The sequence below is a fragment of the Nocardioides sp. genome (assembly GCF_004803405.1).
Lineage (GTDB): Bacteria > Actinomycetota > Actinomycetes > Propionibacteriales > Nocardioidaceae > Nocardioides > Nocardioides vastitatis.
This window is the reverse complement of the sequence record NZ_SSXI01000001.1, coordinates 1-14,174: the sequence shown is the minus strand read 5'-3', so window position 1 is coordinate 14,174 and position 14,174 is coordinate 1. Positions and strand designations below refer to the sequence as shown.

12 protein-coding genes and 1 pseudogene are annotated in these 14,174 nt (G+C 71.3%); 9 read left to right on the top strand and 4 right to left on the bottom strand.

Translation table 11 applies throughout. The features are described 5' to 3' along the window. A complete protein-coding gene (locus E7Z54_RS00065; protein WP_206055920.1) occupies positions 1-1,113 on the top strand; it encodes a CapA family protein in 1,113 nt (370 codons plus the stop codon). A 197-nt stretch (positions 1,114-1,310) separates the two neighbouring features. Then, the gene (locus tag E7Z54_RS00060) at positions 1,311-1,943 is read left to right on the top strand and encodes a CPCC family cysteine-rich protein (RefSeq protein WP_168798087.1); all 633 of its coding nucleotides are present in this window, start codon (positions 1,311-1,313) and stop codon (positions 1,941-1,943) included. A gap of 656 nt (positions 1,944-2,599) precedes the next feature. Here the strand turns inward: E7Z54_RS00060 and E7Z54_RS00055 are convergent. After that, entirely contained in the window at positions 2,600-3,241 is a 642-nt protein-coding gene (locus tag E7Z54_RS00055; protein ID WP_136430782.1) for a class I SAM-dependent methyltransferase, read from the bottom strand. 419 nt (positions 3,242-3,660) lie between these two features. On the opposite strand from E7Z54_RS00055, the pseudogene E7Z54_RS24295 reads away from it, so the two are divergent. Continuing rightward, positions 3,661-3,906 (top strand): annotated as a pseudogene (locus E7Z54_RS24295) (GNAT family N-acetyltransferase); the annotation flags it as partial. 257 nt (positions 3,907-4,163) lie between these two features. Here the strand turns inward: E7Z54_RS24295 and E7Z54_RS00045 are convergent. Beyond that, positions 4,164-6,389, bottom strand: coding sequence for a HelD family protein (locus E7Z54_RS00045; RefSeq protein ID WP_136430781.1), 2,226 nt, complete (start codon positions 6,387-6,389; stop codon positions 4,164-4,166). 136 nt (positions 6,390-6,525) lie between these two features. On the opposite strand from E7Z54_RS00045, the gene E7Z54_RS00040 reads away from it, so the two are divergent. Continuing rightward, positions 6,526-7,143, top strand: coding sequence for a TetR/AcrR family transcriptional regulator (locus E7Z54_RS00040; protein ID WP_136430780.1), 618 nt, complete (start codon positions 6,526-6,528; stop codon positions 7,141-7,143). 14 nt (positions 7,144-7,157) lie between these two features. Here the strand turns inward: E7Z54_RS00040 and E7Z54_RS00035 are convergent, their stop codons facing one another. Then, positions 7,158-8,039 carry a TIGR03619 family F420-dependent LLM class oxidoreductase gene (locus E7Z54_RS00035; protein WP_206055919.1) on the bottom strand — a complete coding sequence of 294 codons (882 nt, stop codon included), beginning with the start codon at positions 8,037-8,039 and terminating at the stop codon, positions 7,158-7,160. 46 nt (positions 8,040-8,085) lie between these two features. Between E7Z54_RS00035 and E7Z54_RS00030 the strand changes: the two genes are divergently transcribed. Then, positions 8,086-10,038 carry an FAD-dependent oxidoreductase gene (locus E7Z54_RS00030; RefSeq protein ID WP_136430779.1) on the top strand — a complete coding sequence of 651 codons (1,953 nt, stop codon included), beginning with the start codon at positions 8,086-8,088 and terminating at the stop codon, positions 10,036-10,038. 73 nt (positions 10,039-10,111) lie between these two features. On the opposite strand, the gene E7Z54_RS00025 is transcribed toward E7Z54_RS00030, so the two are convergent. Further along, positions 10,112-10,888, bottom strand: a complete 777-nt coding sequence (locus tag E7Z54_RS00025; RefSeq protein WP_136430778.1) for an enoyl-CoA hydratase-related protein — start codon at positions 10,886-10,888, stop codon at positions 10,112-10,114. 65 nt (positions 10,889-10,953) lie between these two features. Between E7Z54_RS00025 and E7Z54_RS00020 the strand changes: the two genes are divergently transcribed. The 4 genes from E7Z54_RS00020 to E7Z54_RS00005 form a co-directional block, all read left to right on the top strand. Then, positions 10,954-12,450, top strand: coding sequence for a molybdopterin-dependent oxidoreductase (locus tag E7Z54_RS00020; protein ID WP_136430777.1), 1,497 nt, complete (start codon positions 10,954-10,956; stop codon positions 12,448-12,450). 111 nt (positions 12,451-12,561) lie between these two features. Then, the gene (locus E7Z54_RS00015; RefSeq protein WP_136430776.1) at positions 12,562-13,239 is read left to right on the top strand and encodes a fasciclin domain-containing protein; all 678 of its coding nucleotides are present in this window, start codon (positions 12,562-12,564) and stop codon (positions 13,237-13,239) included. 39 nt (positions 13,240-13,278) lie between these two features. Next, positions 13,279-13,884, top strand: a complete 606-nt coding sequence (sigK, locus tag E7Z54_RS00010) for an ECF RNA polymerase sigma factor SigK (RefSeq protein WP_136430775.1) — start codon at positions 13,279-13,281, stop codon at positions 13,882-13,884. Further along, positions 13,881-14,174 (top strand): zf-HC2 domain-containing protein (locus E7Z54_RS00005; protein ID WP_206055918.1); only part of this gene is annotated, 294 nt, incomplete at its 3' end. The genes sigK and E7Z54_RS00005, both read left to right, overlap by 4 nt.

The window sequence follows — 14,174 nt, the reverse complement described above, 5'->3', positions numbered from 1 at the left end:
GTGAGTGCGACGATAGGGATTGTGGTCACGCTGTGCCTGACCGGTGACGTGATGACTGGCCGGGGTGTGGACCAGGTCCTGCCTGCGGCGGGTGACCCGCGTCTGCGGGAACGGTACGCCGCGAGCGCCAGGGACTACGTAACGTTGGCCGAGGCAGCCTCCGGCCCGATCCCGCAGCCGGTGGACTTCTCGTGGCCGTGGGGTGATGCGCTGCAGGTCCTCGAGGAGCTCGGGCCGGATCTCCGCATCGCCAACCTGGAGACGAGCATCACCACGAGCGACGACTTCCACCCCTGCAAGGCCGTGCTCTACCGCATGCACCCGGGCAACGTCCCGTGCCTGACCGCTGCCCGGCTCGACGCCTGTGCCCTCGCCAACAACCACGTGCAGGACTTCGGCGTTGGAGGCCTCGAGGACACCCTGGACGTACTCACCCGCGCGGGCCTGGGACCGGTGGGGGCGGGATGCGACGAGCAGCAGGCATGGCTCCCGGTCGCGCTCACCGCCGGTGGCCATCGGGTCCTGGTCTGGTCGGTGGGCTCGCCCTCCAGCGGCGTGCCCCGCAGCTGGGAGGCAGCACGGGGCGACCCCGGAGTCGCCCTCCTCAGCGAGAAATCCGACGCTGATGGCGACGCGATCTGCGAGCGCGTGAGCCGGATGAAGCAGCCCGGTGACATCGCGGTCGTGTCCGTCCACTGGGGATCAAACTGGGGGTACGACGTGTCGCGCGAGCAGGTCCGCCTGGCCCATCGACTCATCCACAGCGGCGTGGACGTGGTCCACGGGCACTCCTCGCACCACCCGCGCGCGGTTGAGGTCTATCGTGACCGGCTCGTGCTCTACGGATGCGGGGACTTGATCAACGACTACGAGGGCATCGGCGGCCACGAGCGGTTCCGTGACGACCTCCGGCTGGTGTATGTCGCGCGCCTCGACCCGGCCGGAGGTCTCGAAGAGCTGCGGATCGTGCCGCTGCAGTCGCGGCGGATGCGCCTGCGGCTGGCCACTGACCAGGACGCCAGGTGGCTGCAAAAGGCCCTGCGCAAGGCCAGCCGTCGCTTCGGGTCGCGGTTCGATCACGAACCCAACGCCAACCTGCTGCTGCACCGGTGAGGCTCAAACTGCGAGGCAGCCGGCGGAGCCAGGTTGCGCAACATCCTCCGCGTGAGATCGAGTGCGCGCAGGACCGGCAGGTGGGGCAGGTGCGTCATTCCGCCGCTTGTCGGACATGCCTCAGATGTGCACGCTCATGCCGAGTTGTGGGCACGCGACTGGCAGCACCGACCCAGAGGATGCAGCATCATTGCTTGGTGCCCGGACGCTACGTGTGCCCCTGCTGCGGTTACCGGACCCTCAACGAGGGCCCGGCCGCATATGACGTTTGCCCGGTCTGTGACTGGGAAGACGACGGCGGCCTGCCATGGCAATGCGACGGTCCCAATGGCATCAGCCTTGTCGAGGCGCAACAGCGGTTCCTGACCCGGTCCAATCGCCTCCGACGCAAGATGGGCCGCGACCCGTTTCCTGAGGAAGCGCGCGATCCCGAGTGGCGTCCCCTCGAGGTGACCGATGCCCTACTCGCCCGCGTGGAGCAGGAGCGGTTGGCGTTGGAACGTGAACTGGAGCGCGACGCCAGTGAAGGCGAGGCCCGCTGGGACGGGCTTCTCGCAGGTTTCAACGCGGACCTCCAAGCACTCGAGACGGACGCCGCAGGGCTGTCTTACGAGCAGGTGAAGGAGCGTTATCGCGCCATTTGCGAAGCCCACGAGTTCCCGTTCCCCGAGCCTGAACTGGAACTAATGGCCCGCCTTGTGCACGACCGGCATTGGCGATTTCGCCATCCGAATCAAGCCCTAGGCTGGGCATGGCGCCATCGTCAATCCGCGACGCTCTGGGTGAGGGTCCGGCAGGTGGTCACAGGCAGCATTCGTTTCGCCGGTTGATCCGCCGCGATCCTCAGTGCCCAGCGAACGTGCACGACTCTGCCGCTGTCGGGGCGGAGCGCCCGACCGTGCCGCGTTCCGCTCGGTCGTACCGATGAGCGTGCGTCGGTTCGCTGCTGAACGTGAGGTATTCGCGATGAGACCGATTCCGAGCAGCCGGTTCGACTGGCCGGAGGGCCTTCGCTCGCGTATCGGGCGAGCCTGGAAGTGGCTACGCAAAGGGGGGAACTGACGTCGAGGCCGCGATCGAGGCATGGGAGCGGCGCCTGGTGACCGAGCGGACCAAACCGAAGGGTCCATAGGATTTATCCCGACCACGACCCGCCCTGCTAGATCTTGCACGCATCCTCCGAACCTCGATCCACCACTGGTCATCGAGTCGGGAGGGCAACGCTACTTCGAGCTGGGCAGACCCCTCTGGAGCCTCTTCCGACCCTGCGATGCCCGGCCCGCGCAAGCCATGAGAGAGCCACACATCACCGGGCAGCGTGGGCAGCCGCAATGAGAGCGACGGACCGGGCACCTGGACCGAGCCTCGCCAGACACGATCCTGGGGTCAATGCAACAAGTAGCCGCGATGCGGGCGTTCCAGTTGGGTGCGTCATCCCGCCGCGTTCCGGCTCGAGAACGGGACTGGCTGTTCCCAGGGTGCCGCATCAACGCTCGAGACCCACCACGTCCCAGGACAGACCACGATGTCGATACCGAAGTGTGAGTCCCTGCTGCTCCGCGACCTCGACCATCGCGTCCGGCGGGTGCACGAAGGCCCGGAAGTCGTTCCTCCGAAGCCGACGCAGCACGTTGTCCCAACCGAACGCGAGCCGCGTAACCGGGTTGGCCGGCGGATGGGAATAGACCAAGAGCCGCCGCGTGTGTCCAGCGGCCGACGACAGCAGTCGCTGGTAGTCCGGGTAGCAGCAGACCACCCGGTGCATCACCACGACGTCGGCCTCGCCGACTTGGTCGGGCTCGGTAGCGATGTCGAGGAACCGACGTTGCACCCGCCCGGTCATCCCCGAGCGCTCGAGCAGCTCGCTGGCCTCCTTCTCGTAGCTGGTGGAGGTCTCCAGGTTGGTCACCGAAGACGCTCCACGGCGAAGCAGCTCGACCTGGATCTCGCCGACACCCCCGCCGATCTCCAGGACGCTGGCGCCCTCGATTCCGTGCTCGATGAGGAAGCCGACCAGTCGCCGCTGGGTGCGGTTCAGCCCGTGCCGTCGATACCGCCGGGCCATCCGGCGGGCGAACCGGTCGCTGAACGTGGCCCGGTAGCTGTCGGGATCGCAGCAGTCACCCACTCGGCCAGTATCAGCCGACGGGTTCGACAACGCGATACCCCAACGATCCACCGACGAAGTTTCGCGGCAGCCGTCCTGTCCAGGGCGACCGTCTCGCCGACTTCGGCGCCGGCGAACGGGCCCCGATCTCGCCACCCTCCGCCGGTCGGTCTGGTGAATCCGACACGTGGTGCCGGAGCAGCTCCAGCACCACGTGGACCCCGACTCCGTGCCCACCAGGCAGGGGTCCCGCGCGGCGCAGTTGATCCCGACCAGTAGATGCACCACGTCGCTGATGCTGCCCCGCGCCAGGTAGGTCATTCCGCCGCGAGTGCCTTGCTTGAATCCGGCCGGGATGGAGTTTGCGTGGCTGGGGTCACCGGGCTCAGCCGTCCCGACGGGCGGCTGTTCGGTGGCGACTCGGACGTCCACGAGGAGATGTGACGACACCGGATCGGCATGCTGGGGGCCGTGGACGCACCCCTCATCCGCAGCGTCACCGATGGCGACCGGGCCGCCGTGACGGCGGGACGCCCCTCGGTCATGTCGGCCTCAGCCACGCCTGGCTCGACGCCCGGCGCGCGCTCGTCGACGTACTTCTCCTCGGTCCGCTGAGCGTCGCTCCCGACCACCAGGGGGCCGGCATCGGCACGACCCTGCTGGCCGCCGCCGTCGCCGATACCGAACGTCTCGCCGCGCCCCTGCTCGTGCTCGAGGGCAGTCCCGCCTACTACGGGGCATGTGGGTTCAGCGCCGCGTCGTCGTACGGCATCGAGGCGCCCTCGCTCCGCACCCCCCGCGCCTGCGTTCCAGGTGGTCGCGCTGCGCGGCCACGAGGAGTGGATGACCGGCCGCGTCGTCTACCGCGACCCCTGGTGGGAGTACGACGCCGCCGGGCTGCGCGACCCGCTGTTGGCCGAGATCGAGGCGGGCCTCGGCGACCTCAGCTGATCGTCGTCAGGAGCTGCGTGGCGCGGGTGAGCACGACGTACAGCGTCGCCCGGCCGGTCGCCGACTCCGCCTCGATGTCCTGCGGTCGCACCACGACGATGCCGTCGAACTCCAGTCCCTTGGTGTCGAGGCCGGTCAGCACCACCACCCGGTCCTCGCCCGAGGGCGCGACCGCGGAGTCGACCGCGGCCCGCGCACCGCGCGCGTCGTCGGCGAGCTCCGGCCACGAGGCCAGCCACGCGTTCACCTCCGAGCGGCGGGCGACGGGCACCACCACCCCGACGGTCCCGGAGACGGCCGAGGCCATCTCGAGCACGGCGGCACGGGTAGCGGCCTCGAGCTCCTCCCCGGGACCGAGCCGGACCACGGTGGGCTCAGCCCCGGTGCGTCGTACGGCGTCCGGCAGGTCGGCGTCCAGCCCGACCCGCTGCGCGTAGGCCGCCGCGTAGCCGTAGATCTCCGCGGAGTTGCGGTAGTTGGTCGAGAGGTGGAACTCGTGGAGCTGCTTGCCCTCGAGCGCGGCGGCGCGGGCAGCGGCGGCCTCGGCCGGAGCCGGCCACGAGGACTGGGCCGGGTCGCCGACGATGGTCCAGGACGCCGTCCGGCCGCGCCGGCCGACCATCCTCCACTGCATCGGCGTGAGGTCCTGCGCCTCGTCGACCAGGACGTGCGCGTAGCCGTCGTCCTCGATGCTGCTCGTCGGCGGGGTCCACGCGCGACCCGAGGGTGCGTACTCGCGGTCGGAGGCGGTCAGCAGCTCCTGGATGTCGACCGCGCCCGCGATCAGCGACATCGGGTCGTCGCGGTCGTCGTCGGCCCGCTGGGGCAGGTCGCCCAGCGCGTAGCGCAGCTCGTCGAGCAGGGGGACGTCCTCGATCGAGATCTGGCCGCTGATGGGCCGGGTGGCGTCGAGGCCCGCCCACGACTTCAGCAGCAGCCGCTGCTCCTCCGAGGAGAGCACACCGTCCGCCACCCGGGCGAGGAAGTCGGGATCACGCAGCCAGGTGAGCACCGTCGGCGCGTCGAGCGGCGGCCACCAGGCCAGCGCGAAGTCGAGGAAGTCCTGCCGCGACAGGATCTCCTCGTTGAACCTCTCCCGGCCCTGCTCGCGTCCGCGCTCGCCGCGGACCTGTCGCCACAGCGCGTCGAGCAGCGCCTGGGACACCCGTGGCAGCTGCTTGTTGCGCAGGCCGTGCGACATCAGCTGGCGACGGACCTGGCCGAGCTTGCCGCGGTCGAGCACGAGACGGTCGTCGCGCCAGAAGACCCGGTACTCGCGCGGACTGCCGGGCGCCTGCTGCCGCGCGGCGCGGCGCATCACCTCGGCCATCCGCTCCGAGCCCTTGATGTCGGCGACGGCCGGTTCGTCGTGGCGGGTGGCGCGGACGTCGTCGACGACCTCGCCGAGGCTGCGGAGGGCGACCGCGGTCTCGCCGAGCGACGGCAGCACGCGCTCGATGTAGCGCATGAACACACCGGACGGCCCGACCACGAGGACGCCGCCGCGCTCGTAGCGCTGCCGTTCGGTGTAGAGCAGGTACGCCGCGCGGTGCAGCGCCACCACCGTCTTGCCGGTGCCGGGTCCGCCGGAGATGGCGACCACGCCCCGCGACGGCGCCCGGATCGCCTTGTCCTGCTCGGCCTGGATGGTGGCGACGATGGAGTGCATCGACCGGTCCCGCGCCCGGGAGAGCTGTGCCATCAGCGCGCCCTCGCCGACGATCGGGAGCTCACGGCCGTTGGCCTCCGCCTCGGCGAGGCCCTCGGCGTCCAGCAGCTCGTCCTCCACGCCGAGGACCTTGCGCCCGGTGCTGCGCAGCACCCGCCGCCGGATCACGTCCTGCGGCTCGGCGGCGGTCGCCTGGTAGAACACCGCCGCGGCCGGGGCACGCCAGTCGATCAGCAGCGAGTCGCGGTCGTCGTCGCGAAGGCCGATCCGGCCGATGTAGCGAGGCTCGCCGTCGAGGCGCTCGTTGAGGTCGAGCCGCCCGAAGACCAGCCCCTCGTGGGCCGCGTCGAGCTGCGCGATCCGCTTGGCGGCCTGGAAGACCATGGCGTCGCGCTCCACGAGGCCGCCCTCGTGACCGAGCCGACCCCGGGAGTGACCTTCCCGGGCCAGCTCCTGGGCAGCCCGGCCCGCCTGCTCCAACTGCCGATAGACCCGGTCGACGAAGGCCTGCTCTGACGCGACCTCGCGCTCCACCAGCTCATCCGTCACCGACGTGACCCCTGCCCGTCCACACCTCGTCCGACTGTGCCGCCCGTCCTGGGCAGCAAGCACCCAACTCTACAGGGACAGTTCCTGCTTGAATGGGCAGAGCCGGCAGAGGCTGGCGATTCGAACGGGGGGTTCGATGAGTACGACGACAACCGGGTCCGGCCGCAAGCCGAACCGCCGCGGGCTGGCCGCCCGGGAACAACTCATGTCGACTGCGCTGCGACTGCTGTCCACCGGGCGGCCCGAGGCGGTGTCGGTCAACCTGATCGCGAAGGAGGCCGGGCTCAGCTGGGGCTCGGTGCAGAACCAGTTCCGCGACTCCGACGGGTTCTGGGCGGCGGTCATCGAGCTGATCATCGAGGCGGGGCCGACGATGTGGCAGACGCCTCGCAGCGACACCGTGGCCGGCCGGGTGGCCGAGGTGGCCGAGCTCTACCGCGCCGTCCTCGACTCGCCGCAGAACGTCGCCGTCGAGACGGTCCGCGCCGCCCTGCCCCGGCCCCTGGACGTGCTGGCGGAGTCGCATCCGCACACCGCGGCCTCCATCGCCGAGCTGGACCGCCGGTGGGCCGAGGCCTTCGTGCACTTCTTCGAGGGCCTCGACGTCGACGAGCAGCGGGCCCTCGACGTGGCGGCGGTGCTGGGCAGCGCCCTGCGCGGGCTACGGTCCGACCAGCACTTCGGCACGACCGTCGACGTGGACCGGGCCCACGCGACGCTGGTGGCCGCGCTGACGTCGTACCTGGAGGGCTGAGGCGGCCGTCGGCCTCAGCCGACCAGCTCGGCCACCGGCTCCATGACCTCCACGCGGAACCGCTCGATCGCCTCGAGCTTCTGCTCCAGCGTGGCGCGGTGACCGTGGTAGTACATCCACGGCATCGTCATCGACATGGTGACGCCGCCGTCGTGGGCACGGGCGAAGTCCTCCGGCAGCAGCGCGTCGGTCAGCGCCGGCAGCACGTCGAAGGGCTCGCCGGGGTCTCGGCCGGTCTCGACGCGGAGGGCCCGGAGCCGCGCGGCGATCTCGATCGCCTCGTCCACCGTCGCCATGTCCCCCACCCAGCCGTCGTGGCGCGCAGCCCGCCGGAGGGCGACGTCGGAGAGCCCGCCCACCCAGACCGGGATGGGACTCGACGGCTCGGGCCGCATCACCAGCCGGTCGCAGGTGTAGAACTCCCCGGCGAACTCCGTCCAACCCGGCTTCCAGAGCTCCTTCATCAGGTCGAGCGCCTCGTCGGTACGCCGGCCGCGGGTGGAGAAGTCCTGCTCCAGCAGGTCGAACTCCTCCCGGCACCAGCCCACGCCGACGCCGAGCGCGACCCGGCCCTGGGAGAGGACGGACGCGGTGCCGACGGCCTTCGCGACCACGAACGGGTTGCGCATCGCGGCGACGTAGATCGAGGTGAAGAACTGCAGCCGCTCGGTGACCTGGGCCAGCGCGCCGACGGTGACCCACGGGTCCGGCCAGTCCACGTCGGTGCGCCAGCGCCGCTCGCCGTCGGCGGTGTAGGGGTACGGCGTCTCGATCGACTCCAGGTCGACCACGTGGTCGGCCAGGCTGAACGCCCGGAAGCCCGCCTGGTCCGCCGCCCGCGCCAACGGCACCAGGTGCTCGATCGGCTGGTAGGCGGTGACCATCGCGAAGTCCACGGCCTCACCCTAGGCGACGGTGTAGAACACGTTCTACTGTTCAGTGGTGACCGCGTTCCCGCACCTGCTCTCGCCCGGCCGGATCGGCTCGATGGAGCTGCGCAACCGGATCGTCATGTCCCCGATGGAGACGATGTACGGCACACCGGAGGGGCTCCCCTCCGACCGGACGGTCGCCTACTTCGTCGCGCGCGCCGCCGGCGGCGCCGGCCTGATCACGGTCGGTGCGACCGGGATCGACCCCCTGCACCCCGAGACCCCTGGAGGCCTGCAGATCGGGACCGCTGACTCGGTGGCGGCGCACCGACGGCTGGTCGACGCGGTGCACGCGCACGGAGCGAGGATCCAGCCGCAGATCGTGCACGCCGGACCCGACGGCCTGGGCCCGGAGATGCACGGCGTGGCGTCGCTGGGCCCTTCGGTGATCCCGTCCTACCTGACCGGGCGGCCCAGCGCCGAGGCCACCCAGCAGCAGATCACCGCGATCCTCCACCAGTACCGGGCCGCGGCGCTCCGGGTCCGGGAGGCCGGGTACGACGGACTGGAGCTGCACGCCGCCCACGGCTACATGTTCCTCGGGTCGTTCCTGGCGCCGCAGCGCAACCGCCGGGGCGACCGGTACCGAGGGACGTCGGTGGAGGGCCGGATCCGAGTGGTGCTCGAGGCCCTCACAGCGATCCGTGCGGAGGTGGGCTCCGACTTCCCGATCACGCTGCGGATCTCCGGCTACGAGCGGGTCGCGGGCGGGCGCCCGGTGGGGGAGACCGCTGCCGTCGCGCCGCTGCTCGTGCAGGCGGGCGTGGATGCCTTCCACGTCAGCGGTGGCGTGATCGACCGGCTGGTGACCGGGATGGTGAACGCGGCCGACCACGGCGACGGACTCAATGTCGGCGCTGCCGCCGCGGTGCGCGAGGCGGTCGACGTGCCCGTGATCGCCGTCGGCCGGCTGCACGACCCGGTGCTGGCCGAGCAGGTGCTCGCGGACGGCCGCGCGGACTTCGTGGCCATGGGGCGGCCGCTGCTGGCCGATCCCGACCTCCCGCGGAAGCTGGCCGCCGGTGAGGTGTCCCGGGTGCGGATGTGCATCTCGTGCGAGAACTGCATCGACACACTCGAGGAGAAGCTGGCCGCGGAGTGCGCGGTCAACCCGTTCACCGGGCATGAGGCGGAGCTCTCGACCCGTGGCCCGTCCTGGAGGGCCGGACCTGTCGGAACCAGGCGGGTGGTGGTCGCGGGCGGCGGCCCCGCCGGCCTGGAGGCGGCGCGCCTGGCTGCGGGCGCTCGGCACGAGGTGGTGCTCCTCGAGCGGTCCACCTTCCTCGGGGGCGCCCTGGTGGACGCCGCCGCGGTGCACCCGGAGAACGGCTCCTATCTGCGCTGGCTGCTCGCCGAGGTGCAGCGCTCACCGGTGGACGTCCGTCTCGGCGTTCCGGCGACCCCGGACACGGTGAGCGACCTGTCGCCCGACGTGGTCCTGGTCGCGACCGGCGGACACCTCGAGCTGCCCGCGATCGAGGGCGCCGACCTCCCCCACGTGACCCGTGGCCTGCCCCTGGACAGGCTGCCCCGGGGCCGCCGGGTGGTCGTCGTCGGCACCCGGCTGGCCGCGGTGGAGTACGCCGAGGAGCTCGCCAGGGACGGCCGCCTGGTCTCGATCCTCAGCGCCGGCCGGGAGATCGCCCCCGAGTTCGGCCTCAAGCGGCGCACCGAGCACATGGACCGCCTGGACCGGCTCGGGGTCACCGTCCACGTGGGCTGCATCGTCGAGCGGATCACCCCCGCCGGCGTCGTCTACCTGCCCGCCAACGCGGCCGCGTCCAAGCAGCTGCCCGCCGACGCCGTGGTCCTCGCCGGCGAGGTCGTCGCCGACCTCACCCTGCACACCGCGATCGCCGCACGGCTCCCCGCGGTCGTCGTACACGCGATCGGGGACGCGACCGGCCTCGGGCTGATCCGGGGCGCCACCGCGGACGCGGCCCGGGTCGTGGCCGGCCTCTAGGCCCGACGTACCTGACGAATCTGTCGTGAATTCGGTCCCGGGACGACCGGAACGTCAGGTGCGTCGCGGGCCCCTAGGCCTTCTTGCGGGCCAGGAACGCCGTCATCGCCTCACGGGCCTCGTCGGACCCGAAGAGGCGCGCGCTGAGCTCGACGAGCTCCTCCCCGCTGCTGTCGATCCGCTCGAGCAGGTCGGCGTTGATCAACCGCTTGGTCTCGCGGAGTCCCTGCGCCGCGCCCGTGGCGAGCTGGCCGACGATCTCCTCGACGGCTGCCTGGAGCCGGTCGGCCGGCACCGCGCTGGTGACCAGGCCGTAGGCCGCGGCCTCGGCGCCGCTGAACACCTCACCGCCGAGACAGGTCAGGGCCGCGGCTCGTGAGGTGAGTCGGGGCAGCACCGTCAGCGAGATGACGGCCGGCGTCAGGCCGAGCTTCACCTCGGTGAGCGCGAAGGTCGCGTCCTCGGCGACGACGGCGATGTCGGAGGCCGCGATGATCCCGATGCCGCCGGCGCGAGCCGCCCCCTCGACCACGGTCACGACCGGCTTGCTGAGCGCCACGATCTGGCGCTGCAGGCCGACGATCGCGCGAGCGCCCTCGTGCATCGGGGTGGTCGCCGCCTCCGAGAGGTCCGCGCCGGAGCAGAAGACCCGGCCCGAGGACCTCAGCACCACGACTCGCACCTCGTCGCTCGCGTCGGCGGTGCCGAGGTGCTCGATCAGCTCGGTCACCAGCCGGCGCGACAGTGCGTTGCGGTTGTGGGGGGAGTCGAGGGTGATCGTGGCGATCCCGTCGATCACCTCCAGGTGGACCAGCTCGGCGGACCGGGTCGGGTCGGTGCTCTCGGACATGGTCGCCATCCTGCCAGCGCGAAGGACCGACCAATCCGTCCGTCCGCTGACGACGAAGCACTCCCATGCGGACACGACTTCTGTGGGCTGGGTACGGCGTGCTGGCGACCTTGGCGGGCATCGGGCTCGCCCATGCCGTGGCGAGCCTGACCGATCCGGGCTCCTCCCCCGTGCTGGCCGTCGGGTCCGCCGTCATCGACCTGACACCCACGCCGATGAAGGAGTGGGCGATCCGGACCTTCGGCAGCGCCGACAAGATCATCCTGGTCGGCTCGGTGCTGGTCGGGGTCCTGGCGCTGGCAGGCGTGGCGGGGATCCTCGCTCGCCGGCGCCTGGCGCTGGGCGCAGGCCTGCTGATCGCCCTGGTGGCGATCGCCGGCGTGGCCGTGATGACCCGGCCGTCGGTTCGCCCCCTCGACATCGTCCCGACCGTCGTGGCTGCGGTCGCCGCCGTCGCTGCCCTCGTCCTCCTCTCCCGCAAGCAGCAGCACGCCACCACCTCCGGGGGGCGTCGCGGCGTGCTCCTGGCCATGGGCGCGCTCGGGGTCACGGCAGCCGTGGGGGGCATCGCAGGCCGGCTGATCGGCGGGCTGCGGCTGCGTCCCGAGGACGTCACCCTGCCGATGCCGTCCGACGCGGCTCCGCCGCTGCCCCGGGGCCTCGACGACCAGGTCCCGGGCATCACCAGCTTCACCACGCCGAACAAGGACTTCTACCGCGTCGACACCCGCCTCGACACCCCGATCGTCAGCGCTGACGACTGGACGCTGACCGTCGACGGCGACGTCGAGAACAAGCTGACCATCACTTTCGAGGAGCTGCTCGACATGCCGATGATCGAGCGGGACATCACCCTGACCTGCGTCTCCAACAGCGTCGGCGGCCAGTACGTCGGCAGCGCGCGCTGGCTCGGCGTACCGCTGAGGGACATTTTCGACAAGGCCGGTGTCGGCCGGCGCGCAGACCAGATCCTGTCGACCGACTTCGACGGGATGACCATCAGCACACCGCTCGACCTCGCCACCGACGGCCGGGACGCCATGATCGTCGTCGGCATGAACGGCGACCCGCTGCCACGCGAGCACGGGTTCCCGGTGCGGATGCTGATCCCCGGGCTCTACGGGTTCATCAGCGCGACCAAGTGGCTGACCAAGCTGACGCTCACGACCTACGCCGAGCAGGACGCCTACTGGACCAAGCGCGACTGGGCGACCGACGCACCCATCAAGATCTCCGCCCGGATCGACACCCCCAAGGCGCTCGCCCAGCTCGACGCCGGGGACGTCGTCGTGGGCGGCGTCGCCTGGGCCCAGGAGCGGGACGGCATCGAGAAGGTGCAGGTCCGCATCGACGGCGGACCGTGGACCGACGCCCGGCTCGGCCCCGACGGCGGGGAGAACTACTGGCGACAGTGGTTCTACCCCTGGCAGGCGAAGTCCGGCTCCCACCGGCTCGCCGTGCGCGCCGTTGCCGGCAGCGGCGAGGCCCAGACCGCCGTACGCGCGGAGCCCTTCCCGAACGGCGCGAGCGGGCTGCACGAGCTGATCGTCAACGTCGCCTAGGCGCCAGAAACCCCCGAAAAACCTGCCATCCGACCCATCCGGACGGATAGCGGCACCGAATCACCACCGTCAGACCAACCAAGCCAGATCCATTCATCGGAAGGCACCACCATGAAGCTCCAGAACCTTCGCCGCGGCGCCGGCATCGCCACCGCAGCCGTCGCCATGTCCCTCACGCTGGCCGCCTGTGGCGGCGAGGGCGACGCCCGCGAGTCCAGCGGCGCGTCCAACAGCGGCGTCAGCAGCCCCGACGAGAGCACCGCCGCTGCCGAGGGCGCCGGCTCCCAGACCTTCGGCGACGGCTGCGCCGACGTCCCCACGGACGGCGCCGGCTCCTTCGACGGCATGGTCAAGGACCCGGTGGCGACGGCTGCGAGCAACAACCCGCTGCTCACCACGCTGGTCGCCGCAGTCACCTCGGTCGACGGTCTCGCCGACACCCTCAACGGCGCCGAGGCGCTGACCGTCTTCGCTCCGGCCAACAGCGCCTTCGCGGAGATCCCGGAGAAGGACCTCAACGGCCTCGTCGCGGGCGCCAAGGAGCAGGGCCAGGAGAGCCCGCTCTACAGCATCCTCGCCCACCACGTCGTCGGCGCGAACAACGACAAGGACGCCATCGTCGGCGAGCAGGACACCCTCGCGGGTGACACCCTGACCATCGCGGGCGACGCCGAGAGCGGCATGACCGTCAGCGACGGCACCGTGACCGCCAACGTCGTGTGCGGCAACGTCCCGACCGCCAACGCCACGGTCTACGTCATCGACAAGGTGATGACCGGGGTCAAGTGACCCTCGCCAGAAGCCCTTCGACACGCAAGGATCAGACCCATGGCTCCGGTCCCTGACCAACCGGTCGGCGTCCCCCACCCGGGGGCGCCGGCCGGCGTCGCTGGCGAGCACGCTTCGCTGCTGAAGCGCTCGGCCCGCGGCGACCAGGCGGCGTTCGCTGAGCTGTACGACGCCACGTCGGCTCGCGTGCACGGTCTGGTGCTGCGGGTCGTCCGAGACCGCGCCCAGGCCGAGGAGGTCACCCAGGAGGTGTTCCTGGAGATCTGGCGCACGGCCAGCCGGTTCGACGCCGAACGTGGATCGGCCCTCGCGTGGCTGATGACCATCGCGCACCGCAAGGCGGTCGACCGGGTGCGCAGCGCCGAGGCCTCGACCCGTCGCGACCTCACCTACCACCAGCGCAACCACACCGTGGACCACGACGAGACCGCCGACGCCGCGCACGCGTCGCTGGAGGCTCACCGGGTCCGCACCGCGCTGACCCAGCTCACCCACGTCCAGCGCGAAGCACTCGAGCTGGCGTACTTCGGCGGCTACACCCACACCGAGGTGGCCTCCCTCCTCGACCTGCCGGTCGGGACAGCCAAGACCAGGATTCGCGACGGCCTCATCCGGCTGCGCGACACGATCGGAGTAGGACGATGACCGATCACGACCAGGCTCCCCGCGGGAGCGACGTGCACGCGCTGTCCGGTGCGTACGCCGTCGACGCCCTCGACGACGTCGAGCGGGCGGGCTTCGAGAAGCACCTTCGCGAGTGCCCGGCCTGCCGCGCGGAGGTCGAGAGCCTCCAGGAGGCGGCTGCCCTGCTGAGCACCGAGCCCACGGCGCCGCCGTCGGAGCTCCGTGACCGCGTGCTGGCCGGGATCGACCAGGTCCGCCCGCTGCCGCCGCTGAGGTCCGGCAGCACCGTTGCCGAGCCGACCGACGCGCTG